This is a genomic window from Zobellella taiwanensis, assembly GCF_003012795.1.
In the GTDB taxonomy this organism is placed as follows: domain Bacteria; phylum Pseudomonadota; class Gammaproteobacteria; order Enterobacterales; family Aeromonadaceae; genus Oceanimonas; species Oceanimonas taiwanensis.
Genome location: NZ_PXYH01000004.1, coordinates 67,000 through 92,816, shown reverse-complemented (window position 1 = coordinate 92,816; position 25,817 = coordinate 67,000). Strand labels below are relative to the sequence as shown.

The following is a 25,817-nucleotide window of genomic DNA, read 5'->3' as shown; positions in this document are numbered from 1 at the left end:
GGGCGTTGGTAGCCCAACGCCCGCACTGTCAGCGCCATTACGCCGGGTTGGCCATTACTTCTTGTCGTCTTTCACTTCTTCGAATTCGGCGTCAACCACGTCGTCGTCGGCTTTCTGGCCGGCGCCACCCTGGGCGCCCGCATCCTGGGCCTGGGATTGCGCCTTGGCCTGGGCCGCTTCCATCAGCTTCTGAGAGGCTGCCATCAATGCCTGCTGCTTGGCCTCGATCTCGGCCTTGTCTTCCCCACGCACGGCGGTTTCCAATGCACTCAGGGCAGATTCGATTTCGCTCTTGTCGTCGGCAGCCAGGGCGTCACCGGCTTCCTCCAGTTGCTTGCGGGTGGCATGGGCCAGGCTGTCGGCCTGGTTGCGGGCCGCGACCAGCTCCTCGAACTTCTTGTCCTCGGCGGCGTTGGCCTCAGCGGCGCGCACCATGGCCTCGATCTCTTCCTCACTCAGACCGGAAGAAGCCTGAATGGTGATCTTCTGCTCCTTGCCGGTGTCCTTGTCCTTGGCGGACACATGCAGTATGCCGTCGGCGTCGATGTCGAAGGTGACCTCGATTTGCGGCAGGCCACGGGGTGCCGGACGAATGCCTTCCAGGTTGAACTGGCCCAGGGACTTGTTGTCGGCGGCCCGCTTGCGCTCCCCCTGAATGACGTGAATGGTCACGGCAGACTGGTTGTCGTCGGCGGTGGAGAACACCTGGGACTTTTTGGTCGGAATGGTGGTGTTCTTCTCGATCAGCGCCGTCATCACGCCGCCCATGGTCTCGATACCCAGCGACAGCGGGGTCACGTCGAGCAGCAATACGTCTTTCTTGTCGCCGGACAGCACGGCGCCCTGAATGGCGGCACCCACGGCTACGGCTTCATCGGGGTTGACGTCCTTGCGCGGCTCCTTGCCGAAAAAGTCGCTCACCGCTTTCTGCACCAGTGGCATACGGGTCTGACCACCCACCAGGATGACGTCGTCGATGTCGGACACGGACAGGCCGGCATCCTTGAGCGCGGTACGGACCGGCTCGAGGGACTTCTTGACCATGTCTTCCACCAGCGACTCCAGCTTGGCCCGGGTCACCTTGATGTTCATGTGCTTGGGACCGCTGGCATCGGCAGTGACGTAGGGCAGATTGACTTCGGTCTGCTGAGCGGAAGACAGCTCGCACTTGGCTTTTTCGGCCGCTTCCTTCAGGCGTTGCAGCGCCAGCATGTCGTTGCGCAGATCCACGCCCTGCTCACGCTTGAATTCTTCCACCAGGTAGTTGATCAGGCGGTTGTCGAAATCTTCGCCGCCCAGGTGGGTGTCACCGTTGGTGGCCAGCACTTCAAAGGTCTTTTCGCCGTCCATGTCATCGATTTCGATGATGGAGATATCGAAGGTACCGCCACCCAGATCGTAGACCGCCACCTTGCGATCGCCCTTGGCCTTGTTCACGCCGTAGGCAAAAGCGGCTGCGGTCGGCTCGTTGATGATGCGCTTGACATCCAGGCCGGCAATGCGGCCGGCATCCTTGGTGGCCTGACGCTGGGCATCGTTGAAATAGGCCGGTACGGTAATAACGGCTTCGGTTACCGGTTCGCCGAGGTAGTCTTCGGCGGTTTTTTTCATCTTTTTCAGCACCTCGGCAGAGATTTGCGGAGGCGCCATTTTCTTGTCCTTGACTTCCACCCAGGCGTCGCCGTTGTCGGCCTTGACGATACTGAACGGCATAATCTTGATGTCGCGCTGTACTTCTTCGTCTTCAAAGCGACGGCCGATCAGACGCTTGATGGCGAACAGGGTATTCCTGGGGTTGGTCACCGCCTGGCGCTTGGCCGGCTGACCTACCAGGGTTTCGCCGTCGTCGGTATAGGCAATGATGGAAGGAGTAGTACGAGTACCCTCGGCGTTTTCGATTACCTTCGGGGTATCCCCGTCCAGGATCGCAACGCAGGAGTTGGTGGTACCCAGATCGATGCCGATGATTCTACCCATAAAATCCTCTCTTGATAGTGCAAATTCGGTAACTAGCGTTGGTCTTTCGCGTTAACGTATATATGTGGCTGGCCAGGGCGGCTTTCAAGACGGCCATCACATTTTTTTGATGGCCGCCCCGATTCAGGCCTGGGTGTCGATGGCCGGGCCCTTGGCAACCATCACCATGGCAGGGCGCAGCACCCGGCCGTTGAGTTCATAGCCTTTCATCATCACCGCCAGCACCGCATTGGGCGCCACCTCGTTGCTTTCCACCATGCTCATGGCCTGATGCTTGTTGGGATCAAAGGGCTCACCCTGAGGGTCTATTTGCGTCACCCCAAACTTTTCCACCGCGCTCAGCAACGATTTCAGGGTCAGTTCGACCCCTTCGCACACGGCCCGGAACGCATCGTTTTCCTTGTCGGTATGTTCCAGGGCACGTTCCAGGCTGTCGATCACCGGCAACAGTTCGCCGACGAATTTTTCCAGCGCAAATTTCTGTGCTTTCTCAACGTCCAGGGCGGCACGGCGACGAATATTCTCCATCTCGGCCAGGGCCCGCAGGGCATTTTCCCTTTCGCTCTTGGCATTGCTCTCGGCATCGGCCAGCTTCTGTTCCAGTTCGGCCACATAAGCCGCATCGGGCTGGGGGATCGGCTCCGCGCTATCGGTCTGCAACGCCTCTGCCTGGGCCAATTGCTCCTGTTCGTGCTCGGCGGACTGTTCCGTTTCAACCTGATTCTGCTTGCTGCTCATGTCGTCTCCCGTGAGTGTCAATCAACTTTGTGCCTATATGGGGTCGGCAAAACGCTTTTCAAGTCCTGCCACCCCAACCGTACTCGCGCCGGTGGCGCCCAGGAAAAGGGTTCATTAGAATGGCGGTATTCATGCACGCTAGGGAATGCGCCGCCGCATTGCTTACCAGCCAGGCCGTTATCCATGGAAACCGATTTCAATACCATCGCCCTTATCGGCAAGCCCGATCATAAAGGCGCCAACCAGACGCTGATCGCCCTGTATCACTACCTGGCCGGACTCGGGCTTAATGTGGTGATAGAACGCCGGGTGGGTGAGCAACTTGGCCTGGAACGGGCCGAACTTTTGGAAATGGTGGAGCTGGGTGAGCGGGCCGATTTGGCCATAGTAGTCGGTGGCGACGGCAACATGCTGGGCTCGGCCAGGGTGTTGTCCCGCTTCGATGTGGCGGTGGTGGGGGTGAACCGGGGTAATCTCGGCTTTCTGACCGATCTCTCACCCGACAGCTTTGAGCAACCCCTGGAGAGGCTGTTGGCGGGTGATTATCAGACCGAACATCGCTTCCTGCTCGAAGCCCAGGTGCATCGCCATGGCCAGTTGAAAGCCAGCAATACCGCCATGAACGAAGCCGTGCTGCACCCGGGCAAAATCGCCCACATGATTGAGTTCGAGGTTTATATCAACGGTCATTTCATGTACAGCCAGCGAGCCGACGGCATGATAGTGGCCACGCCCACCGGCTCCACCGCCTACTCGCTCTCGGCCGGCGGTCCCATCCTGACGCCCAACCTCAACGCCATTACCCTGGTGCCCATGTTCCCCCACACCCTGAGCTGCCGGCCCATCGTGATCGATGCCGATGCCCAGATCAAGCTGGTGGTGGCGCCCACCAACAAGACCGAACAGATGCTGGTGAGCTGCGATGGCCATGTCTCGCTGGCGGTACAGCCGGGCGACGAAATCCACATCAATAAGAGCCCCTACAAGCTCAAACTGCTGCATCCGCGCGGACACAATTATTTTGAAGTCCTGCGCAGCAAGCTCGGCTGGGGCAGCAAGTTGTTCTGACATCCGGCTTCCCCCTGGCCCAGGCCAGGGATGACCACTTGAACTGTATAAAACAACAGTATACTGTATTCCTATACAGCATTGTTTTGTGCAGGGGTTCATCATGTTGCTTCAGCTCACCATCAGCAATTTCGCCATCGTTTCCTTTCTCGAGCTGGATCTGCGTCCGGGCATGACCAGCATCACCGGCGAGACCGGCGCCGGCAAGTCCATCGCCATCGACGCCCTGGCCCTGGCCCTGGGTGAACGGGCCGACCCCGATACCGTGCGTCCGGGCGCCGACAAGGCCGATATCAGCGCCCGCTTTCGCATCGACAAACTGCCCAGGGTCAAAGCCTGGCTTAGCGAACAGGAGCTGGACGAGCAGGATGAGTGCATACTGCGCCGTACCCTTAGCCGAGAAGGCCGCTCCCGCGGCTATATCAACGGCACTCCCGTGCCCCTGTCACAACTCAAGGCCCTTGGCGCCCTGCTGGTCAACATTCACGGCCAGCACGCCCACCAGGAGTTACAGCGGCCCGAACACCAGCGTGCTCTGCTCGACGCCTACGCCGGCCACCATCAGCTGCTGCAGCAGGCAAGCCAGGGCTATCAGCACTGGCGTCAGCTCAGTAACGAGCGCCGCCAGTTACAGGCGGAGCAGTCCCACTGGCAGGCCCAGCGCCAATTACTCGAATACCAGGTGGCCGAGCTGGATGAACTGGCCCTGGGCGAAGATGAATATCCCGGGCTGGAAGCCGAACACAAGCGCCTGGCCAATGGTGCCGAACTGCTCAAGGATTGCCAGTTCGCCCTCGATGTACTGGCCGATAATGACGAAACCAATGCCCTGCAATTGCTTCGCCAGGGCCTAAAGACCCTGACCGAGCTGGCTAGAATGGATAACCAGTTGGCTCCGGTGGTGGAAATGCTCGACGGCAGCCTGATCCAGCTGGAAGAAGGCCACAGCGAGCTGAGCCGCTACCTGGACCGACTTGAGCTGGACCCGGCCCGCCTGCATGAAGTCGAAGCCCGAATGGGCAAGATTATGGAGCTGGCCCGCAAACACCATGTCCCTCCCGCCGAACTGGCCGGTTTTCATCGCGAACTGGCCGGACAACTGGCCGGCATGGCCCATAGCGACGAACGCCTGCGCGGGCTGGAAGAGGAAGTGGCACAAGCCAGGGAAACTTTTCTGCTGGCGGCCGAGCGACTCAGCCAGAGCCGGCAGCGCTATGCCATTTCCCTTAATAAAAAAATCACCCAGAGCCTGCGCCAGCTCAGTATGGAACATGGCCGTTTTGAAATTCGGGTCGGGGCCGACGCCGATGCAGGCTTTTCCCCCCTCGGCATAGACAGGGTGGAGTTTTTGGTCAGCACGAATCCGGGTCAGCCCATGAGCCCGCTGGCACGGGTGGCTTCCGGAGGTGAACTGTCCCGTATCAGCCTGGCCATCCAGGTGATTACCGCCCGTAAAGTAGAAACGCCAACCCTGATCTTTGACGAGGTGGACGTAGGGGTCAGCGGCCCCACCGCCGCCGTGGTCGGCAAGTTACTGCGCCAGTTGGGCGACTCGACCCAGGTCGTGGTGATCACCCACCTGCCCCAGGTGGCGGGCAATGGCCACCAGCATTTCTTTGTCAGTAAAAACACCGAGGGCAACGACACCCAGACCCGGATGCAGGAACTGGATCAACCGAGCCGGCTACAGGAGTTGGCCCGTCTGCTGGGCGGTAACAGGATTACCGCCAATACCCTGGCCAATGCCCGGGACTTGCTGGTGGAATAACCCGTCGTCCCGGCCGGCGAGCGCCGGCCGGGGTGAAGCTCAGACCAATCGGCGCGCGGCCCCGATAACTATATCGATAGCCTGCTGTTCGGCCCGTTGCATGGTCGTTTCGTCAGGGATTTCCTGCTGGGTACGGTTGACAATAACCCCGGCCACACATCCGGCTTTCAACCCTTGACTGGCACACATGGTAAAGAGGGTAGCCGACTCCATTTCGTAGTTGAGCACCCCCATGGACTGCCATTCCTTCATGCTGCCCTGAAACCGGCGCAGAACCCGGGCCGAGCACGTATCGTAGCGTTCCTGCCCGGGGTAAAACGTATCGGAAGACGCTGTAACGCCCACATAAGGACTAAGCCCGAGATCCCGCGCCGCATCGACCAGGGCACAGGTGCAGTCAAAGTCGGCTACCGCCGGAAATTCCATGGGGGCGAAGTGGCTGCTGGCACCGTCCAGGCGCACCGAGCCCTGGGTAACGATCATGTCGCCCACCTGGATATGCGGCTGAATCGCCCCTGTGGTTCCAATCCGCAGGAAGGTTCGCACCCCCAGTTGGGCCAGCTCTTCCACCGCAATGGAGGTGGAAGGGCCACCGATACCGGTAGAACAGACTACAACCGGCTTGCCATCCAGCTCCCCCAGCCAGGAAGTGAACTCGCGTTTACTGGCCAGAGGACGCGCATTCGCCAACTGACCGGCGATGCGTTTGACCCGCTCAGGATCTCCGGGGATGATAGCCAGCCTGGCGCCCTGCAGATCCTCATCGGTAATGCCCAGGTGAAAAACGTGCTTGGTCATGTGAAGTGCTCCCGCGCTGAATAATTAGATTTGAAGATAGTAAGCCAGCCAGTCGCAAATAACCAAGATCGGGCTCAAGGAACCAATCCCCCGTTTGCCGGTCTAGCTTTTACAAGCGAATAGCCTGCAGCTATGATGCCAGCAGGTCACACAGGATATAATGCCGATATGCAACTCAAAACCTTGATTTTACCTTTCTTTCTCGCCCTTCCCCTGGCCGGCTGCGGCCTGGTCTACAAAGTCGATATTCCCCAGGGCAATTACATCGAAGAAAAACAGGTGGCCAAACTGCGCCAGGGTATGACCAAGGAACAGGTCAGGTTCTTGCTGGGCAATCCCATGAGCCTGGACGGTTTCAATCATGACAAATGGGTGTACATCTACTACTTCAAACCAGGGCGGGGAGAGCTGGAGCAAAAACAATTGACGCTGGATTTCAGCAACGATGCCTTGGTATCCATGACCGGGGACTTCCCGATGCCGGACGCCTTCACTCAAGGCATCTAGACTTCGACTACCCGCTGGCCGGACATCAACAGCGGCGGAGCCAGTGGCTCCGCCGCATCATTTTCTGCTGCGCTGAGGATCAGGCCGGCCACCGGTCACCTTGTCGGCTCGTCCTTCCTCTTTAGCCTGTTCGGCACGACGGCGGCGGATATCCTTGGGGTCCGCCAGCAACGGGCGATAGATTTCGATACGATCGCCATCGTGCACTCCCTGCTCCAGCTTGACCTGGCGCCCGAACACCCCCACCATGTTCTGCTCCAGATCTATCTGTGGAAACTGCTGCAGTATGCCCGACTGCTCGATGATCTGGCGCACATTCTGTTCGGGCGTCACCCGCAACGACAGTACCGTCTGCCGTTCGGGCAGGGCATACACCACTTCAACCTGAATAAGATTCACTGCCGTAAACCTCTCTTGCCCGTTCGCTGAACGCATGCACCATGGCATTGGTCAGCTCCTTGAAAATACCGCCAAATGCCAGTTCCACCAGCCGTGACTTGAACTCAAAATGCAGCTTCAGCTCGACCTTACAGGCATCGTCGTCCAGCGCGGTGAAGGTCCATCCCCCGGTCAGCGATTTGAACGGGCCGTCAACCAACTCCATGTGAATCTTTTGATTCTGCTCCAGACGATTACGGGTAGTAAAGGTTTTACGGATCCCCGCCTTGGCCACGTCCAGCGCCGCAGTGATACTGTCATCGGTCCTGGTGAGCACGCGACTGGCAACACAACCCGGAAGAAATTGAGGGTATGCATCCACATTATTGACCAGCTCATACATCTGTTGCGCACTGAACATCACCAGTGCACTTCGGGTAATACTCGGCATAACCTCTCCTGGCAACTAAACGAGCCGATTTTATCACTTATCCGGCATAGGCTCACCACCGCCAAACAGTACAAAAAGCCACCAGTCGCAGGGCGACCAATTCCAAAGCGCCACCGGCCGCCGTATAATGCCGCCACTATGACAAAAAACAAAGCCAAGAAGAAACCCGGTTCCAGCACCATCGCCGTTAACCGCAAGGCACGGCACGAATACTCCATCGAGGAAAAATTCGAAGCCGGTATCGAACTACTGGGATGGGAAGTCAAAGCGCTGCGGGCCGGCAAGGTCAACATCGGCGAGGCCTACGTGTTCATGCGAAACGGCGAGGCCTTTCTGTTTGCCGCCACCATTACCCCGCTCAACGTGGCCTCCACCCATGTGGTCTGCGATCCCCTGCGTACCCGCAAGCTGCTGCTGCACAAGCGCCAGCTGGACCGCCTCACCGGTCTTATTGAACGGGAAGGCTACACCCTGGTGCCGCTGTCCCTGTACTGGTCCAAGTCCTGGGTCAAGGCAGAGATTGGCTTGGTCAAAGGCAAAAAGGCCCATGACAAGCGCCAGGATGTGAAAGAGCGCGACTGGCAGCGGGAAAAAGACAGAATGATGAAACACAAAGCTCGCTAGGGCTTGTTATTCAGCAATCATTGAAATATCATGGTTGCACAACTTGGGGCTGATTCAGGATTCGACGAGATTCTCGAACTCCAAGGTGCATGCCGAGGTGCGATAGGCCTCGTTAAAAAATCGCAAAAAAATAGTCGCAAACGACGAAAACTACGCACTCGCAGCTTAATAACCTGCGCTGAGCCCTTCTACCCTAGCTTGCCTGTGACTTAGGGAATCGGAAGGTCATCCTTCACAGGATCGCGTGGATGCCGTGCCTGACGGTTGAAGCGTTAAAACCAATTCAGGATAGTCTGTCTGTGGCGTGTCAGTCCGCAGCAGCTGGCGAAATCAATGACTGACTAAGCATGTAGTACCGACGACGTAGGTTTTTCGGACGCGGGTTCAACTCCCGCCAGCTCCACCAATCGATTGGAAAGGCCCCGCAAGGGGCTTTTTTGTTTTTATAAGCAATCACTTGTCAGTTATTTAACGTCCCTGAAAAACTACCCAAAAAATCCGCTCTGCCATGCAGCACACTTCGCCGTGGTCTCCGAAAACACCATCCGCCAGCACATTAAGTCGGTATCCGAGATGCCTTCAGGTGACTAAAAAATAAGAAGGGGCGGCTTCAGGAGCCGCCCTTGCTAGCCATAACATCGGGTGTCACTAACGCCGCCACACCACCGGGAACCAGTCCTCCCGCATCCGCTCACCCGTTTGCAGGTTGATGCCGTCAAACGGCGGCGAGGTGGGCCCGCCCCGGTCGACATAGCGCACGTCGTCGCCGATAAAGCGGGTAGAAAAGGCCCGGCGCCGGTTGGATGTCTGGTTGCCCGGGGCACCATGCACCGTCTTGAAGTTGAACAACAGCGCATCGCCCGGCTCCAGCTCGGGAATGAGGATCTCGAAGTCCCCGCCGTCGATATCCGGCATATCCATAAAAGGGCTGTCATCCTGGTACCAGGACGCATTGGTGGACCACTTGCTCGGTCGCACCAACTTGGGCCAGCGGTGGGAGCCCAGCACCACCTGCAGGGCATTTTCCTGGGTAATGGGATCCAGCGGTATCCAGTAACTGGCCGTCTGGTCACCGTCCACGCAGTAGTAGGGTAAATCCTGATGCCAGGGCGTGGGCTTGGCGGTGCCCGGCTCCTTCACCAGAATATGCTCATGGAATACCTGAATTTGCCGTGAACCGGTAGCCTCCCCGGCAATCGCCGCTCCGGGGGATGCTTCTATCCAATGCCGGAATTCAGGTATCCGCTGCCAGTTGCAGTAATCCTCGAAAAAACGTCCGCCATCGTTGCCGATCACGTTCTCCCGGCCATGCTCGCCAGGCTCGCGCAGCACCCGTTCAAAACCTGTCCGTAATGGCTCTATCCAGTCCTTGAACACACCCTTGACGACGATGGCGCCGTCTCGCGCATAGGCGTCCCGTTGATCCTGTGTCAGCCAGGTCGTGGTGGTTGTGTGACCCATGATGATTCCTCCCTGTGGTTAGCGACGACTCGACTTTAGCACCGGCATCACATAGCTTATAAATACAGTTTACATATGAGGTACATAGAACAATGGCTATACCTTTTACCTTCCGGCAACTGAGCTACTTTGTCGCGGTGGCCCAGCAGGGCAGCGTCAGCAAGGCAGCCGAGGTGCTGCATGTGTCCCAGCCTTCGGTGTCCATCGCCATCACCCAGCTCGAGGGGTTGCTGGAGCAGCCCCTGTTCCAGCGCCACCGGGGCCAGGGGGTCAGCCTTACGCCCGGCGGCGAAGCGCTGTTGAAGGAGGCGCGCCATATCCTCACCCTGTCCCACAACCTGCTGGCCCGCCAGCGGCAGGACGACAGCGAGGTGGAGGGCCAGTTGGTGCTGAGCTGTTTCAGGGATATCGCGCCCTACTACCTGCCACGATTGGTGAGCCGCTTCGAGCGCCGCTACCCCGGGATCCGGGTATTGATGCAGGAGGAGGATCTGGTCGGCGTGAGCCGGGCGCTGGAGCAGGGCCGGGCCGAGCTGGCCCTGAGTTACGATCTGGGCCTGCCGCAGGAGATAGACGCCGAGGTGCTGGATGAACTGCTCCCCCATGCCCTGCTGCCCACCAGCCATCCCAGGGCGGGCAGCCCTTCCCTCAGCCTCACAGAGCTGGCGGCAGAGCGGCTGATACTGCAGGATCTGCCGCTCACCCGGGAGTATTTCCTCTCCCTGTTCTGGCACCGGGGGCTCAAGCCCGACATCGTCCACACCACGGCGTCCTTCGAACTGCAACGGGGCCTGGTGGCCCACGGTCACGGGGTGGCGCTGTCCTGTACCCGGCCGGCGGGAGACCGCAGCTACGATGGCACTGCCCTCGCCTGCGTGCCGCTCGCCGACGCGGTCCAGCCCCAGCGGGTGGTGCTGGCCCACTCCCGCCGCTTTCCGCTGTCGGTGCCGGCCCGGCTGTTCCTCGGCCTGGTCGCCGGGCAGTCAGGTACAGCCTCGGTATAACCCGGCAGCGGTCGGATAGCGCTAAGCAGGCCGTGACATGCCATGGACGGCATGTCCGAGCCTGCACGTACTTGCGGCGGGTCTGTGTGCGCTCTCCGGCCGATGCCGGAAACCCTTCGCTACAGCACCTGGGACGCCACCCAGCCGAAGATCACCAGCGGAATGTTGTAGTGGATAAAGGTGGGGATCACCGAGTCGCGGATATGATCGTGCTGGCCGTCGGCGTTCAGCCCGGCGGTGGGCCCCAGGGTGGAGTCGGAGGCCGGCGAGCCGGCATCGCCGAGGGCGCCCGCCGTACCCACCAGCGCCAGGGTGGCCAGGGGCGAGAAGCCGAAGCTCAGCGCCAGCGGCACATAGATGGCGGCGATAATGGGAACGGTGGAAAACGACGAGCCGATGCCCATGGTGATGAACAACCCCACCAGCAGCATCACCAGTGCCGCCAGCGCCGGGCTGTTGCCGATCAATGCCCCCGATCCCGCCACCAGTTCGGGAATGGCGCCCGAGGCCTTCATCACCCCGGCAAAACCGGAGGCGGCAATCATGATAAAACCGATCAGCGCCATCAACCGCATGCCCTGGGTGAAGACGTCGTCCTGCTCCTTCCATTTGAACAGGCCGTTCATCGACAACAGGGCAAAGCCCAGCAGGCCGCCCAGCACCATGGAGCCGGTAGCAAGCTGCACCGCCAGGGCCCCCACCACCGCCACCAGTATCATCGCCAACTGTCGTTTGGAGAGCCGGAGCTCGGTCTTTTCCCGGGCTGCGGCCGCCACCGGCTGATGCCGATAGGCCCGCGGCCGGCGGTAGCTGAACAGCACCGCCACCAGCAGCCCCAACACCATGCCCAGTGCCGGGATCAGCATGGCCCTGGGCGCCATCTCAGGAGTCACCTGCAAACCCAGTTCACCGCCGGCCTGGTTGACGCTGCCGGTGAGAATGTCGTTGAGAAAAATCGTTCCAAACCCGACAGGAGTGGTCATGTACATGATGGTGATGCTGAAGGTGATCACACAGGCCACGGCGCGCCGGTCCAGTTGCAGCATGCTCATCAACCCCAGCAGCGGCGGCACCAGTATGGGAATAAAGGCGATATGCACCGGCACCACGGTGCCGGAAGCGGCACCCACGATAACCAGGGCGCCGAACAGCAACCACTTGATGCCCCCCAGTTGGCCCGGCTCACGGCGGGCCCCGACCCAGGCCAGCGTTTTGTCGGCCACCAGGCCGGTAATGCCGGTACGCGACAGCGCCACCGCAAAGGCGCCGAGGGTGGCGTAGGCCAGCGCCACGGTGGCGCCTCCGCCCAGTCCCTCGTTGAAGGCGCCGATCACCTGCTCCACCGACATCCCCGCCCAAAGCCCGCCCGCCAGGGCGGCAACCACCAGTGAAAACACCACCGATACCCGGGCCAGACACAGCCCTACCATCACCAAAATAGCCAAAACAATGGCATTCATAGGTTCCTCTCCCCTGTGTTGTTACGTCCTTTTAATGCGGCGCACCGGATCTGAACCCGTTACCCACAGGGAAAAATTAACACTGTTGAAACATTTAAAATGAATACAGTTTGTATATAAAGCTCATAGCTTTTCAGCTATGCAGTACAAAGATGATGTATCGCCTGAACAAATAACCTATCTCCCACTTCGGCTACATGTTGAGGTAATGGAGCCCGCCGCCAGCCACGTCAACCGCAGTGTCCTCGCCCATACTGGTCCGCGTCCCCGGGTCTTTCGCCGCTTCGGCTGGCGCCGTCTGGATCAATGACCGTCACGCCTGCGCCCACAGCCAAGCGAAAAGACCGGTCACAATCCGGCAACATTGTTATTGCTATTACTTATGGCAGAGCTAGTCTTAAGCTAGTGAAAAGGGCAAATCCATCGAAAGGTGGAGACGCAAAGTCACCGGCCTACAGGACCTGGTCCCAAGGCAGCGGGACCGCACACAGGCACCTCTCTGCGTCTCCGAGTCTCTTCCGGTACGATTTCTCCCTGTTCACTGGCTGATGGGTCCGTTTCGTCAGCACTGCCGTGAACGAGACCATACCTCAGCGGGACGCCGCTTTACCAAGCGACGAAATGGCGAGTGTCATACTCGGCGCCCATCCCGGAATAACGGGAAACCGGCGCAAGGGGGTAGCCCATGTCAATCATCCAGTCCCGTAGCAAACTGGCCTTCAGTGCCTTTATCGTCCTGATGATGAGCATTTTTCTTGCCGCCTATTTAAACCGGGCCTCTCTCGGGGAGCGCCTTGAACATTGGGTGGGGCAGGCCCCGACTGCTCCGCCCGCCTCCCTGCACCATCAACCGGCCGGCCTACCTTCTTTGTCCCTGGCCAATCTGCCGGCCTCCGGCCCGCCCTCTTCTTCCCCGGCCGATAGCGCCACCAACATCTTCAAACAGGCCCCTGCACCGCTATCGGAGGGGCCCTCGGCCGCCCCCCATATCCTCGGCCAAAGCGCCGCCCCGATGGCCTACCCCAGAAGTGTGGCCGAATACCGCCCCACCTCGGTACACCAAGGCATTACCGCACCGCTTGCCCGCTCAGAAGCCGCTGCCCGCCCTCGTCCGCTGGCGGAAAAAATCCGCACCGGCCAGTCCTTACTGGAGCGGAGCAGGAAACTGGGCAGGGAACCGCAACCACTGCGCCAGCTACCACGGGAAAAGATGCTGGAGTTCGGGATAGTCACCGCCATTCCCCTGCTGGTCCTCTTTGCTTCCCTGATAGCCGACAGGATAATGCGCCACCATCGCCAGCAGCAAAATGCGCATCCTCATCCTGTACGCCATCATCACAGGGACGAACGGGAATATCATCCCATGCACGGGCTCCACTACCATCACTACGCCACCGGCTACGGGCACCACGCACCGCCCGAGCATGCGCCCTATCATAAACTTTGAGCACATTCCGCGCCGGCCGGATGTGGCTGGACTCGCCGGCTTGCAACCTATCAGGGCGAGTTAACAGGAGAAGGTACTGAACTCGAGCGAGCAAACTCAGCAAGCATCCCGGCCAGGTTAAACCCGAAACTCGTTCACCAGCTGGTTGAGCTGCTCCGCCAGCCGTGCCAGCTCGGTGCTGGACGCGCTGGTCTGGTTGGCCCCGGCCGAGGTCTGCACCGACAGATCGCGGATGTTCACCAGGTTCTTGTCCACTTCCCGCGCCACCGTCGCCTGCTCTTCGGCGGCGCTGGCGATGGTCTGGTTCTGCTCGCTGATCTGCACGATGGCCGCCGCTATCTGCTCCAGCGCCTCGCCCGCTTCCTGGGCTATCTGGCGGGTCAGCACGGTGCGCTCCGTGCTGCTCTTGATGGCGCCCACCGTGGTGCTGGTGTCGCTCTGGATGGCGTGCATCATCGCCTCGATTTCCTTGGTCGACTCCTGGGTCCGGTGCGCCAGGGCCCGCACCTCATCGGCCACCACCGCGAAACCGCGCCCCGAGTCCCCGGCCCGGGCCGCTTCTATCGCCGCGTTCAGCGCCAGCAGGTTGGTCTGCTCGGCGATGGCGCGGATCACGTCCAGCACGCCGCCAATGTCCTTGACCCGCGCCGCCAGGCTTTCCACGCCGTGCATGGTCTGGGTGATCTCCCGCTCCAGCTCGGCCACGGTGTCGATGGTATGGTTGACCTTGCCGCGGCCCACCTGGGCCTTGTCGTCGGCCAGGTCGGAGTTTTGTGCGGTGGCGGCGGCGTTGCGGGCCACCTCTTCCACCGCCGCGGTCAGCTCGTTGACGGCGGTGGCGGCCTGCTCCAGCTCGTCGCTTTGCTGTTGCAGGGTGCGGGTGGACTGGTCGGTGACCACGCTCAGCTCCTCGGCGGTGGACGCCAGCTGGCTGGAAGAGTCGTTGATGTCGAAAATGGTCTTTTTCAGCTGACTTTGCATCTGGGCCAGGGCGCGGATCATCTCGCCCATTTCGTCCCGGGCCCGGTCGCCGAATTCGGTGGTCAGGTTGCCGTCGGCAATTATACGGGTGGCCTCCAGCGCCTGCCGGATAGGTACCAACAAGCTGCGACTGAACAACAGGGCAAACAACACAACGGCAATAGCAGCCACGGCAATGGCAACCATCATCAGCATAGTGGAAGAGGACAGGATTCGGTCGGCCTGTTCGGCGGCAATATCGGCACGCCCCTGCTGGTAACGGCCAAGCTGATTGAGGCTTTCGGTGACTTCCAGCCCCAGCTCATTGACACCCTGATGGCGAAACTGGCGCGCCATGTCCATCTGGCCCTGATTCATGTAGGCCTGCAGTTGCCTTTGCTGTACGTCATAGGCGGCTTTTTGATCGACAATAGCCTGCAATAACCGTATGCCGTCTTCCGATTCAACAAAGTCCTTCATTTCCTGTAGATCGGCCTGAAAATTTTGTTCCAGCTCCGCCAGGCGTGCCATCGCCGCTTCCCGGGCCTGGCTGCTGTCGGCATACAAGGCATTCATGGTATAGAGCCGGGTCAGCAGAAAATCCCGACGCAGCTCGCCAACGGTAATGGCTGCCGGCATGCGGACCCTGGACAGGGTTTCAACGACCAGGCCGATACGCTCAAACTGAACAATACCGGTCATCCCCAATACCAGGGTGATCAGCCCAATCAAACCAAATGCCAGCATTGAACGCTGAGCGATTTTCAACCTTCTCATCATACATCCCCCCCCCAAAAAATCCAATATCAACAAAATGCCAGCCAATAAATAACAATAAAGATCATTCCGTTGATACCGATTTACATGGCTTTCATCACAACACTTTCGTGCATAACCAATCTAGTTGATCAGCCTTCAAAAATATTTGATTTCCATCAATTAGCAGTAGCTAATAATGCTTTATTCTCTGTGTTATCGATGCCTGAATGGTCTTCTCTGGATGAAGGTATCACTGGGCACTCCTCTCAACGGTCGCGTATCGGCTACAACATCTGTTCGATATTCAAACAAATGTCACGTCGTAGGGCATCATGCCGGCAATACAAAAACTCTTGGCAGTACAGGCGCCCCTTCGCCTTGACATGGAGACTGTTTACGATAGCCTGACACAACACCCATTTAACAACCTCCCCGTCATTTTTATCAAACAACAAAGAAAAAGAGTGCACGGTATGCTCCAATACAACACCACCTGTTCCGACTGTTTTTTAAAATCACGTTGTTTTCCCCAAGGGCTGAATGGTCAAGAGTTGCTCGATTTTCAGGCATTACTGCCCGCCCCCTTGAGTCTGAAAAACAGAACCAACCTAAATGATGCATGCTGTCTCGAAGAGCATATCCTGGTTATTAAATCAGGCTATGTTAAAATAACCGACCCGAATCACCATGTTATCGATTTTTATGGACCAGGTTGTTTTTTAGGTGATCTAACCCTTCGTGAACAATCTCAGCCACCACCCAATATCATGACGGCTCTTTCCCGACTGGTGGTGTGCCGTATTTCTAAAAAATCCCTCAATGAAAAAATCGATCAATATCCCAGCATTCGGGCCTTCGCCATGAGGTTATTGAGCCGAAAGATACACCGCGCCGACATCATGCATGTCATTTTTATGAAAGAAAATGCCGAAACCAAGCTGGCATATTTTTTACTGTGGATGTCCGAGCGCCTGAAGAAAAATAACTTGCCGCACCACATTTTTATCCTGCCAATGATGAAAAAGGATATCGCTTCCTTTATTGGCATTTCACCGGAAACCACAGCGAGAATGATCAGGCAACTGGAAGCCATAGATGTTATCGCCAACCAAGGTCGCACCCTGGTCATCAAACAACCGGAATACCTTTACAGCCTGCTTCCTCCGGGCCTGATTGGCCATCTGACCTGAACCAACGCGGCGTATCGTCAATCCCATGCTCTCAACGGGTTTTGGGCAGGAAGGCGGTGGCCAGGCCGAGCAGTGGCAGAAAAGAAGTTACCCCGTACACCCACAAAATGCCGTGCTGATCGGCCAGTTGGCCCAGGCCAGCGGCTCCCATACCGCCGATCCCGAACATCAAACCGAACATCAGGCCGGATACCAGGCCAACCCGGCCCGGCACCGCTTCCTGGGCATAAACCACCAGGGCGGCAAAGGCCGAAGACATCACCAGTCCTGCCAGGCTGGCAAACACCGCTGTCCAGAACAGATCCATATAAGGCAGCGCCAGGGCAAAGGGCACCACGCCCAGAAAAGATATCCAGATCACGGCTTTCCTTCCCACCCGATCGCCAACGGGTCCCCCGGCCAGGGTGCCGACGGCAACGGACGCCAGAAAAGCAAACAAAAACAGCTGGCTTTCCTGTACTGCCAGATCGAATTTTTGCATCAGGTAGAAGGTGAAATAGTTGGTAAAAGAGGCAATGTATACGAACTTGGCAAACATCAGTAGGCAGATAACGACAATGGCGCGCACGACACCGGCACGCTCCAGTCCCCGGTGCTGATGGCGAGCCAACCCCTTCAGTTGGGTATGTCCGTGCGCCAGCGTCCATCCGGTCAGGCGCAGCAGCACCCCTATCGCGATCAGTGCCGCCACCATAAACCAGGCGATGGCCGGTTGCCCGTAGGGAATGACAATGGCGGCAGTCAGCAACGGTCCCAGCGCCGAGCCGGTATTGCCCCCGACCTGAAACGTGGACTGGGCTGTGCCAAAGCGGCCACCGGATGCCATTCTGGCCACTCGCGACGCCTCGGGATGAAAAGTGGCAGAGCCAATCCCCACCACGGCCGCGGCCAGGAGCAGCATGCCATGGCTGCCGGCGCTGGCCAGCAATCCAATGCCCAGCAGCGTCACCACCATGCCCAGGGGCAACAGGTAGGGCTGGGGATGGCGGTCGGTATACCACCCCACCCAAGGCTGCAGCAGGGCGGCAGTCAGCTGATAGGTCATGGCAATCAGACCGATTTCACCAAAGCTGAGCGAAAACTGGCTTTTCAGCATTGGAAAAATGGCTGGCAGCATCGCCTGGATCAGGTCGTTGAGCAGATGGGCGAAGGCAGTCGCGCCGACAATACCGGCGAAAAAGGTATTACTGGCCTGCTCCCCGGCGAGGGCCGGGTTGACAGAAATGGCGGTTTTGGTCATGGCTCGGTTCCGGATGCAGCTGTGCCGGCAGGTGCTCGCCCGGCCATAGGGCCCTGCACAGCACATACCGGAGGGCAGTTTCGCACCGATCCGCTCAAAGAGATAGCGGACCTGGTTGGAAACAAGCAGTCTTACATTACAAAAACTTATAACAAAGAAACAAGATTTAACGCATTATAAACAAAATTTTAATGTTTAAATTTTTTATGTGATCATCTTCACGCCAGGAATATTAATCTTCCACTGCGTGTTGCAGTATTGTTTTGCCACTGTACTATCCGGGTTGCTGATCCCACAGCAGATGGTTATTCATTAATAAAAATAATGAATACTTTGCAAACATGGTCGTCAGGTACAGGGATCGTACGCCAGAACCTTGCCTCCGGCTGACCGAAGGAACCGATTACATGAAAAAACAGCTACAAATCGCCAGCGCCTTTATCGGCACCATCATCGGCGCCGGATTCGCCTCCGGGCAGGAAATCCTGCAATACTTCACCAGTTTTGGTCTGATGGGTATACTGGCCATACTGGTCTCGACCCTGATGTTTTCCTACATGGGCATGACCCTGACCCGCCTCGGCAGCCGTGCCCGGGCACGCTCCCACGGGGACGTGATTTACCGCATCAGCGGCCCCTACCTCGGCAAGGTCATCGACTATATTCTGCTGTTTATCCTGTTCGGTATCGGTGTGGTGATGATTGCCGGCGGCGGCTCGGCGGTCAGCCAGCAGTTTGGCCTGCCGTTTTTTGTCGGCGCTCTGATCATGACTCTGCTGGTAGCCATGGCGGTGGTCAACAAGGTCAGCCGGGTGGTCAACATCATCGGCAGCATCACGCCCTTGCTGATCCTGTTCGTGGTGGCGGTGTCCATTTATTGCCTGGCCACGGTCGAGACTCCCCTGGCCGAGCTGAACGCCATTGCCGCCGAGCAGACCCCGGTGATCTCCAACTGGTTCATGTCGGCCCTGAATTACGTGTCCTTCAACATCGCAGTAGGGTGTTCCATGGCCATACTGATGGGCGGCGACGAGGCGGACGAGAAAACGGCAGCCATCGGCGGCCTGCTGGGCGGCCTGGGAGTGGGTATCCTGATCCTGCTGAGCAATATGGCCATTTTCTCGAAAATTGACGTGGTGGCGGCATTCGACCTGCCGATGCTGAAAATCGTCTCTGATCTGTCGCCAACCCTGGGGCTGCTGTATTCCTTCATCCTGCTGGGCATGATTTTCAACACCGCGCTGAGCATGTTCTTCTCGTTTGGTGCCCGCTTCGCAGAAGTGCAAACCCGCCGCTTCAAGGTCTTTTCCCTGGCGACCCTGGCCCTGGCCTTCGTGCTGAGCTTCGTTGGCTTTACCGGCCTGGTGTCCATCTTTTATCCGGTATTCGGCTACCTCGGCCTGCTGCTGATGGCGGCGTTGCTCTACGCTTCCATCAAGCGCAGTGTACTGCCCGCGGGCGAACCTGCCCTGTCGGCGGAAGATGCCGGCCGGTTCTAATACCGGCAAACACGCCCAGTACCAAACCTGCTTCCCCGGAAGCAGGTTTTTTTATGCCCTCTCTTCTGCCCCCATCATGCGCTCAATCACCTCCGCCGGCTCAGGCCGGGAGAACAGATACCCCTGATACAGGGAGCAACCATTGGCGTGTAGCAGGTCCCGCTGGGCCTGGTTTTCCACGCCTTCGGCGATGACCTCCAGCTTGAGGCTGCGGGCCATGGCAGTGATCGCCTGTATGATGCTGAGGCTGTTTTCGTCTTCCGGTAGCACTCGCACAAAGGACTGGTCGATTTTGAGCTGATCCAGCGGCAGTTGCTGCAGATAATGCAGGGAGGAATAGCCGGTACCGAAGTCGTCGATAGCAAAACGAATGCCATGGCACTTGAGAATGCGCATGCGTTCAATCGCCTTGGGCATGTCGTTGAGCAGCATGGATTCGGTCAGTTCCAGCTTGATCCTGGCCGGATCGGCACCGGTCAGTTTGATCACCTCCAGTACGTCATCAATAAAACCGGGCTGGTACAGCTGGGCCGCGCTGACGTTGATGGACACGGTAAAGTCGGCAAAGGCGGGCAATCGCGACCAGCTGGCTATCTGTTCACAGGCCCGCTGCAGCACAATACTGTCGATACGGTTCATCAGCCCGGCCTCGTCGGCCACCCGTATAAAGGCCCCCGGAGCCAGTACGCCTCGCTGCGGATGACGCCATCGCACCAGGGCCTCGGCCCCGATAATGCCCTTGTCGTGATCCACCTGGGGCTGGAAATACACGCAAAACTCCCGGGCTTCCATGCCGCGGATAATGTCTTCCTCCAGCCGCAGCCGCTCCGCCACCGCCTCTTGCATCTCGGGATCGAAAAAGCGGATCTTGCCCTTGCCCGCCGACTTGGCCTCGTACATGGCCAGTTCCGCCTGCTGCAGCAATTCGTCGGCAGACAGGCTGTGATCGGCCAGGGTTACCAGCCCCATGCTGGCACTGCCGCGCAGGATATGGGACTCGTGCACATAGGGCTGCTCCAGCACCGACAACAGCTTGTGGGCCAGATGCTCAAGGCGGGTGGCCGCCTGCCCCGGCTCGCTGGACAACTCGCCCAGCAACACCACAAACTCGTCGCCGCCCAGGCGGGCAACGGTATCGGTTTCACGCACGGCCTTGTTCAGCCGCTGGGCCGCCTGCTGCAGCAGTTGATCCCCTACCGGCAGCCCCCACAGATCGTTAATGTCCTTGAAGTTGTCCAGGTCAATAAAAATCAGCGCCCCCAGGGTACCGCCGCGGTGGCCCGCCGCCTGTACCTGACCAATACGCTCCACCAGCAGCCGCCGGTTGGGCAGGCCGGTCAGGGCGTCGTAAAAAGCCAGGTGGTTGATTTGTTCTGCGTCCTTCTTGCGCTGGGTGATGTCGCTGATCGAAGCGACATAGTGGCTGATCCGGCCCTTGCCGTCGCGCACCGCGCTGATCGACAACCACTGGGGGTAAAGGTGGCCGGACTTGCGCTTGTTGTAGATTTCACCCTGCCAGTGGCCCCGTTGGGTGATCGACTGCCACATCTGCCGGTAAAACTCGGGGCCGTGCTGCCCCGAACTGAAAATGGCGGGGGTATGGCCGATAACCTCCTCCGGGGTATAGCCGGTAATGTCGGTAAAGGCCTGGTTGACCCGCAAAATACGGTTGTGCTCGTCGGTTACCAGCATGCCCTGTACGGTCTCGAAGGCCACGGCGGCAATGCGCAACTCGGTTTCGTTTTTCACCCGCTGGGTAATGTCCCGGGTCAGGATCACGACGGCACGCCGGTGGGCAAACGGCACTTCCATGGCCCGGGCCAGGCTCTCGAAGGTACGCCGGCCCCCCTGGGTATCGAGCTGGTAGATAAGGCTGCTGCCGGTTTGGCTGCCCAGCGCCCGGCGGATAAAGCCAAGAAAGGCCTCCGCCTGCTCCTGCTCGAACAACTCGGTAACCGTCTTGCCAACGACCTGACCGTCCGCCGCATACAGCAGATCGGGATTGGACGCCACCACCTCCAGGTAGCGACCATCCTCGTCCATCACAAACATCAGGTCCGGCAGGGCGCTGGTAATGGCCCTGAGCCGGGATTCGCTTTCCCTCAACGCCTGCTGCTCACGCCGGCGCTGCTCCGCATCCTTGAGGATTTGCACCAGGATCAGCGTCAACGGCACCATCACCAGCAGGAAAGGCCAGGCCAGGTGCAACAACTGCGGGCGCAGCTCCGGACTCATCATCAGGCCAATAGCACCCAGCACAGCCAGGTGTAGTGCCACCACCGCCGGCAATACCGGTATCAGGCGCAGTTGCATCCATCCCCGATCCACCGCATGGCGAACCCCCAGGCCCAGCAGCAGGGAAAGCACTATATTAATGATGCCGGGCACCACTCCCTCCCCGCCAAGCCAAACCCGGAACAGACCGGCAAGCAATGCCGCCAGGGCCGCAGAGACCGGACCGGCAAACAGGCCGGCCACAAACAGCACCCCATTGCGCGCGTCCAGCAGCACGCCGGGCGCCACGGTAAAGGGCATCAGCATGCAGACGATGGCGATAAGGCCGAACCAGAAACCGGACGTCAGTACCAGCAGACGGGGATGGTATGCCCCCTTGCGCACGTTAACCGAGAGCAGCCAGCCCAGGGCAAGAAGGAGAACGGCTTGTTCAATAATGGATAGCAGCATGGGAAGTTGGAATTCGGCGCCGGGCAGTAGTGGAGGTCGACCGGTGGGCCGGCCTTACATCATTATTTTTAGTGGGTACTAATAAAGTGTTAGCAGTCTAGCAGATAGCCAGGGCAATCCCCACACCCGAAACGGCTTGGGGCTCACAAAACCGGGGAGGAAATGGCGTGGAATCCGCAGTATGACGGCAGACTGGATATGGCTGCGCGGGCTGATGCGCGAGCAAGGCCACTGGGAAGACTTTCCCGCCCGCTTTCGCCAGCGCTTTCCCCAAAGCCGGCTGTACCTGGCGGATTTGCCGGGCTTTGGCCAGGCCGTCGCTCAGACCAGCCCGGCCACCATTGCCGCCACCACCGACTGGCTCAGGCGGCAGTGGTCTCGCCCGCGACCGGTACGCTTGCTCGGGCTGTCCCTCGGCGCCATGGTCGCTACCGACTGGGCCTGCCGCTATCCGCATGAAGTCGCAGGCCTGGTGCTGCTTAACGCCAGCTTTGCCGGACTGAGCCCCTGGCATCAGCGGTTGCGGCCAACGGCCTGGGCACCGTTGCTCAGGTGGTTGCTCTGGCAACGGGATCCCCGGGTACAGGAAAGCACCATACTGTCGCTGACCAGCCAGTACCATGCCACTGACGCCGACATCATAGCGCGCTGGGCCGATATTGCCGCCGCACAACCGCCCCGCCGGAGCAACACCCTGCGCCAGTTGCTCGCCGCCCTGCGCTACCGCCTGCCGGCCAAGCCGCCCGGCTGCCCCTTGCTCATTCTCAACGGCGGTGCCGACCGGCTGGTTCATCCCGCCTGCAGCCAGGCCCTGGCCGAATACTGGGGCCGCCCCCTGTACCGCTGTGCCGGCGCCGGCCACGACCTGCCCCTGGATGCCCCCGATTGGGTATTGCAGCGCATCGCCGAGGCGTTCGAGGATTAGTTTGAAGCAGGTTGCAAAATTGTGGTTTATACGTAGCCCGCCTTGACGCTGCAAGGACTCTGGCCAATAACTAATCAGAGGCAAGGGCGGACGACACACCGCTCCTGCCCGCGGGTCCGCCGCTTGGCAATGACTTATTTAAGGGGATAAAGCCATGATTTTGAACCATATATGGGGACTGTATGCGCACCCCAAGGATGAGTGGCATACCATAGATCATCACCATGAAAGCCTGAACTACAGCCTTACCCACCTGGCGTTCATCGCCCTGATACCGGCGGTGTGCACCTTTATTTCCGCCACCCTGATCGGCTGGGACTTCGGCACCAGCAACACCATCATGCTGACCACCCAGAGCGCCCTGTTCATGTCGGTAGGCATGTATTTCACCCTGATCGGCGGCGTCTTCGCCCTGGCCTACCTTACCTTCTGGATGGCCAAAACCTTCGGCGCCAGTCCGAGCTTCACCCAGAGCATGGAGCTCGCCGCCTATACCGCCACCCCCCTGTTTATGACCGGCCTGGCGGTGCTCTACCCCGAGCCGGTTTTCCTGATGCTGGTAGGGCTGGCGGGGCTTTCCTACTCGGTTTACCTGCTTTATTCCGGGGTTCCCATCATCATGCACATTCCCGAAGAGCGCGGCTTTATTTACGCCAGCTCCGTGGTGACCTGCGGCCTGGTGCTGCTGGTGTGCATCATGGTCGGCTCGGTGATTGTCTGGAGCTGGGGTCTGGGCCCCATCTACACCCAGTAGTACCGGCACAGTAACGAAAAAAGGGGTCTTGCGACCCCTTTTTGCCGTTTATCTTATCCGCCGCCTAGGACTGGCCTTCGTTGTACATTTCCAGGTGGCTGTTATCGATGCTGTCCTGCTGCCGGGCACCGTCATTGCGCTGCGCGTTAAGATCGTCCAGGTATTCCTGGTTGACGTCCTGGGTCACATATTCACCGGTAAACACCGAGGTCTCGAACCGGCGCAGCTCCGGATTGAAATGGCGCACCGCGTCCTCCAGGTCTTCCAGATCCTGGAAGATAAGGCCATCGGCGCCGATCAGCTGGCAAATTTCATCCACTTCCCGGCCATAGGCGATCAGCTCGTTGGCGGAGGGCATGTCGATACCGTAGACGTTGGGGAAACGGATTTCCGGTGCCGCCGAGGCGAAATACACCTTCCTGGCGCCCGCGTCCCGGGCCATTTGAATGATCTGCTCGGAAGTGGTGCCGCGCACTATGGAGTCGTCCACCAGCAGCACGTTCTTGCCGGCAAATTCGGACGGAATGGCATTCAGCTTGCGGCGCACCGACTGCCGGCGCTGCTGCTGGCCGGGCATGATAAAAGTACGGCCGATATAGCGGTTTTTCACAAAGCCCTGGCGATAAGGCAACTGCAGGTTATGGGCAATCTCCAGAGCGATATCGCAGGAGGTTTCCGGAATGGGGATCACCACGTCGATGTTCAGATCTTCCCACTCCCGGGCAATCTTGGCACCCAGTTTCTGGCCCATCCGCACCCGGGCGGCATAGACGGACACCTTGTCGATAAAGGAGTCGGGACGGGCAAAATACACATACTCGAAAATGCAGGAGTGGTGCTGGGGCTCGTCAGCGCACTGCTGGGTGAACAGTTCGCCCTGCTCTGTGATATACACCGCCTCGCCCGGGGCCACGTCGCGGATCAGGGTAAAGCCCACCGCGTCCAGGGCCACGCTCTCGGAGGCCACCATGTATTCTATACTGCCGTCTTCCGCATCACGCTTGCCCAGCACCAGCGGACGAATGCCGTTGGGGTCGCGAAACGCCAGCATGCCATGGCCGATGATCACCGCCACGGCGGCATAGGCACCGCGCACCTTGCGGTGTACCCGGCTGACAGCGGCGAACACATGACCCGGCTCCAGGTGCAGGTTCTGGGTCTGTTGATCCAGCTCGTGGGCCAGCACGTTGATCAGCACCTCGGAATCGGAGGTGGTGTTGATGTGGCGGCGCGCCACCCGGAACTGCTCTTCCTTCAGCTCGCGGGCGTTGGTCAGGTTGCCGTTGTGCGCCAGAGCAATACCGAAGGGAGAGTTGACGTAAAAAGGCTGGGCCTGGGCCACACTGCTGCTGCCGGCGGTGGGATAGCGCACATGGCCGATGCCCACGTTGCCGATAAGCCGCTCCATGTGGCGCTCTTCAAACACGTCCCGCACCAGCCCGTTGGCCTTGCGCTGACGGAAGGTATCACCCGAAATGGTGACAATGCCGGCCGCGTCCTGACCTCTGTGCTGAAGTACCGTCAGGGCATCATACAGCGCCTGATTTACCGGGGTCGTACCTTGAATACCGACAATCCCACACATGTCCTAATTTCCTCAACTCGCTATGGCTTGGGTAAAAAGCTGGATGAATTCTGCACCAGGCTGAAAAACCACTGGATCACGATACCGAACTCGGGGATTAGCCTGGACTGCTGCCACCAGTCGGTCTGGGCGAAGCCGGTCATGGTATCGATGAACAACAACAGGGCGGCGACAATAAAGACGCCACGCACGGCACCAAAGCAGACGCCGAGCACCCGGTCGGTGCCGGACAGGCCGGTCTTGCTGACCAGCTCGCCGATGATGTAATTGATCAGGGCCCCCAGGATCAGGGTCAGCACAAAAAGGATGGCAATGGCGACCCCATTGCGAAACAGGGGGTCGGAAATATCGAGAAAGACCGCCAGATCGGCATAAAAGCGACTGGCAACAAAAAAGGCGGCGATCCAGGTGGCAAGCGACATGGCTTCCTTGACAAAGCCCCTGACCAGACTGATGAGTGCCGACAGGCCGATAATGCCGAGAATTGCGTAGTCTATCCAAACCATCTGTATTGCCGGGGACCTCTTAATTGCCGCGCA

At 59.1% G+C, this 25,817-nt stretch carries 22 protein-coding genes, 1 other RNA gene and 1 riboswitch; of the genes, 11 read left to right on the top strand and 12 right to left on the bottom strand.

Going from position 1 to position 25,817, the window contains the following annotated elements; genetic code table 11:
- Positions 1 to 54: 54 nt before the first annotated feature.
- Both dnaK and grpE read right to left on the bottom strand, forming a co-directional pair.
- The gene (dnaK, locus tag C7I36_RS04060) at positions 55 to 1,977 is read right to left on the bottom strand and encodes a molecular chaperone DnaK (RefSeq protein WP_106452452.1); all 1,923 of its coding nucleotides are present in this window, start codon (positions 1,975 to 1,977) and stop codon (positions 55 to 57) included.
- A gap of 123 nt (positions 1,978 to 2,100) precedes the next feature.
- The gene (grpE, locus tag C7I36_RS04055; RefSeq protein ID WP_106452451.1) at positions 2,101 to 2,715 is read right to left on the bottom strand and encodes a nucleotide exchange factor GrpE; all 615 of its coding nucleotides are present in this window, start codon (positions 2,713 to 2,715) and stop codon (positions 2,101 to 2,103) included.
- 183 nt (positions 2,716 to 2,898) lie between these two features.
- On the opposite strand from grpE, the gene nadK reads away from it, so the two are divergent.
- Positions 2,899 to 3,783 (top strand): NAD(+) kinase, encoded by an 885-nt coding sequence (gene nadK / locus C7I36_RS04050; protein WP_106452450.1) that lies wholly within the window; start codon positions 2,899 to 2,901, stop codon positions 3,781 to 3,783.
- Positions 3,784 to 3,886: 103 nt separating this feature from the next.
- Complete coding sequence (recN, locus tag C7I36_RS04045; protein ID WP_106452449.1) at positions 3,887 to 5,551, top strand: DNA repair protein RecN; 1,665 nt, start codon at positions 3,887 to 3,889, stop codon at positions 5,549 to 5,551.
- Positions 5,552 to 5,590: 39 nt separating this feature from the next.
- Here recN and udp read toward each other — a convergent pair whose 3' ends face one another.
- Positions 5,591 to 6,349, bottom strand: coding sequence for a uridine phosphorylase (gene udp, locus C7I36_RS04040; RefSeq protein ID WP_106452448.1), 759 nt, complete (start codon positions 6,347 to 6,349; stop codon positions 5,591 to 5,593).
- Between the two features lie 168 nt (positions 6,350 to 6,517).
- On the opposite strand from udp, the gene C7I36_RS04035 reads away from it, so the two are divergent.
- Positions 6,518 to 6,856, top strand: coding sequence for an outer membrane protein assembly factor BamE (locus C7I36_RS04035; RefSeq protein WP_106452447.1), 339 nt, complete (start codon positions 6,518 to 6,520; stop codon positions 6,854 to 6,856).
- Positions 6,857 to 6,913: 57 nt separating this feature from the next.
- On the opposite strand, the gene C7I36_RS04030 is transcribed toward C7I36_RS04035, so the two are convergent.
- Entirely contained in the window at positions 6,914 to 7,291 is a 378-nt protein-coding gene (locus C7I36_RS04030) for an RnfH family protein (RefSeq protein ID WP_181256293.1), read from the bottom strand.
- Positions 7,236 to 7,685 (bottom strand): SRPBCC family protein, encoded by a 450-nt coding sequence (locus tag C7I36_RS04025; RefSeq protein ID WP_106452445.1) that lies wholly within the window; start codon positions 7,683 to 7,685, stop codon positions 7,236 to 7,238. Before C7I36_RS04025 ends, C7I36_RS04030 begins: the two co-directional genes overlap by 56 nt.
- 138 nt (positions 7,686 to 7,823) lie before the next feature.
- On the opposite strand from C7I36_RS04025, the gene smpB reads away from it, so the two are divergent.
- A complete protein-coding gene (gene smpB / locus C7I36_RS04020) occupies positions 7,824 to 8,309 on the top strand; it encodes an SsrA-binding protein SmpB (RefSeq protein ID WP_106452444.1) in 486 nt (161 codons plus the stop codon).
- Positions 8,310 to 8,354: 45 nt separating this feature from the next.
- Positions 8,355 to 8,715: a transfer-messenger RNA gene (ssrA, locus tag C7I36_RS04015) on the top strand.
- 242 nt (positions 8,716 to 8,957) lie between these two features.
- Here ssrA and C7I36_RS04010 read toward each other — a convergent pair.
- A complete protein-coding gene (locus tag C7I36_RS04010) occupies positions 8,958 to 9,770 on the bottom strand; it encodes a phytanoyl-CoA dioxygenase family protein (protein WP_106452443.1) in 813 nt (270 codons plus the stop codon).
- 92 nt (positions 9,771 to 9,862) lie between these two features.
- Between C7I36_RS04010 and C7I36_RS04005 the strand changes: the two genes are divergently transcribed.
- The gene (locus C7I36_RS04005) at positions 9,863 to 10,774 is read left to right on the top strand and encodes a LysR substrate-binding domain-containing protein (RefSeq protein WP_106452442.1); all 912 of its coding nucleotides are present in this window, start codon (positions 9,863 to 9,865) and stop codon (positions 10,772 to 10,774) included.
- A 119-nt stretch (positions 10,775 to 10,893) separates the two neighbouring features.
- On the opposite strand, the gene C7I36_RS04000 is transcribed toward C7I36_RS04005, so the two are convergent.
- Positions 10,894 to 12,234: a Na+/H+ antiporter family protein gene (locus tag C7I36_RS04000; protein WP_106452441.1), complete on the bottom strand. Its 1,341-nt coding sequence runs from the start codon at positions 12,232 to 12,234 to the stop codon at positions 10,894 to 10,896.
- Between the two features lie 403 nt (positions 12,235 to 12,637).
- Positions 12,638 to 12,723: riboswitch (cyclic di-GMP riboswitch) on the top strand.
- Between the two features lie 196 nt (positions 12,724 to 12,919).
- Here C7I36_RS04000 and C7I36_RS17220 point away from each other — a divergent pair.
- Complete coding sequence (locus C7I36_RS17220) at positions 12,920 to 13,681, top strand: hypothetical protein (protein WP_146137303.1); 762 nt, start codon at positions 12,920 to 12,922, stop codon at positions 13,679 to 13,681.
- A gap of 117 nt (positions 13,682 to 13,798) precedes the next feature.
- Here C7I36_RS17220 and C7I36_RS03990 read toward each other — a convergent pair whose 3' ends face one another.
- Positions 13,799 to 15,418, bottom strand: coding sequence for a methyl-accepting chemotaxis protein (locus C7I36_RS03990; protein ID WP_281258121.1), 1,620 nt, complete (start codon positions 15,416 to 15,418; stop codon positions 13,799 to 13,801).
- Positions 15,419 to 15,732: 314 nt separating this feature from the next.
- Here C7I36_RS03990 and C7I36_RS03985 point away from each other — a divergent pair, with 314 nt between their 5' ends.
- Positions 15,733 to 16,590 (top strand): Crp/Fnr family transcriptional regulator, encoded by an 858-nt coding sequence (locus tag C7I36_RS03985; protein WP_106452438.1) that lies wholly within the window; start codon positions 15,733 to 15,735, stop codon positions 16,588 to 16,590.
- A gap of 31 nt (positions 16,591 to 16,621) precedes the next feature.
- Here the strand turns inward: C7I36_RS03985 and C7I36_RS03980 are convergent, their stop codons facing one another.
- Complete coding sequence (locus tag C7I36_RS03980; protein WP_106452437.1) at positions 16,622 to 17,830, bottom strand: MFS transporter; 1,209 nt, start codon at positions 17,828 to 17,830, stop codon at positions 16,622 to 16,624.
- A 407-nt stretch (positions 17,831 to 18,237) separates the two neighbouring features.
- Between C7I36_RS03980 and C7I36_RS03975 the strand changes: the two genes are divergently transcribed.
- Positions 18,238 to 19,329 carry a YkvI family membrane protein gene (locus C7I36_RS03975; RefSeq protein ID WP_106452436.1) on the top strand — a complete coding sequence of 364 codons (1,092 nt, stop codon included), beginning with the start codon at positions 18,238 to 18,240 and terminating at the stop codon, positions 19,327 to 19,329.
- A 51-nt stretch (positions 19,330 to 19,380) separates the two neighbouring features.
- Here C7I36_RS03975 and C7I36_RS03970 read toward each other — a convergent pair whose 3' ends face one another.
- Positions 19,381 to 22,014, bottom strand: a complete 2,634-nt coding sequence (locus tag C7I36_RS03970) for an EAL domain-containing protein (protein ID WP_106452435.1) — start codon at positions 22,012 to 22,014, stop codon at positions 19,381 to 19,383.
- 181 nt (positions 22,015 to 22,195) lie between these two features.
- Here C7I36_RS03970 and C7I36_RS03965 point away from each other — a divergent pair, with 181 nt between their 5' ends.
- Both C7I36_RS03965 and C7I36_RS03960 read left to right on the top strand, forming a co-directional pair.
- Positions 22,196 to 22,939 carry an alpha/beta fold hydrolase gene (locus C7I36_RS03965; RefSeq protein WP_106452434.1) on the top strand — a complete coding sequence of 248 codons (744 nt, stop codon included), beginning with the start codon at positions 22,196 to 22,198 and terminating at the stop codon, positions 22,937 to 22,939.
- A gap of 154 nt (positions 22,940 to 23,093) precedes the next feature.
- Positions 23,094 to 23,693, top strand: a complete 600-nt coding sequence (locus tag C7I36_RS03960; protein ID WP_106452433.1) for a Yip1 family protein — start codon at positions 23,094 to 23,096, stop codon at positions 23,691 to 23,693.
- Between the two features lie 64 nt (positions 23,694 to 23,757).
- Here the strand turns inward: C7I36_RS03960 and purF are convergent, their stop codons facing one another.
- Both purF and C7I36_RS03950 read right to left on the bottom strand, forming a co-directional pair.
- On the bottom strand, positions 23,758 to 25,278 hold the full coding sequence (gene purF, locus C7I36_RS03955) for an amidophosphoribosyltransferase (protein ID WP_106452432.1): 1,521 nt from the start codon (positions 25,276 to 25,278) through the stop codon (positions 23,758 to 23,760).
- Positions 25,279 to 25,298: 20 nt separating this feature from the next.
- Positions 25,299 to 25,784: a CvpA family protein gene (locus C7I36_RS03950; RefSeq protein WP_106452431.1), complete on the bottom strand. Its 486-nt coding sequence runs from the start codon at positions 25,782 to 25,784 to the stop codon at positions 25,299 to 25,301.
- Between the last annotated feature and the right edge of the window lie 33 nt (positions 25,785 to 25,817).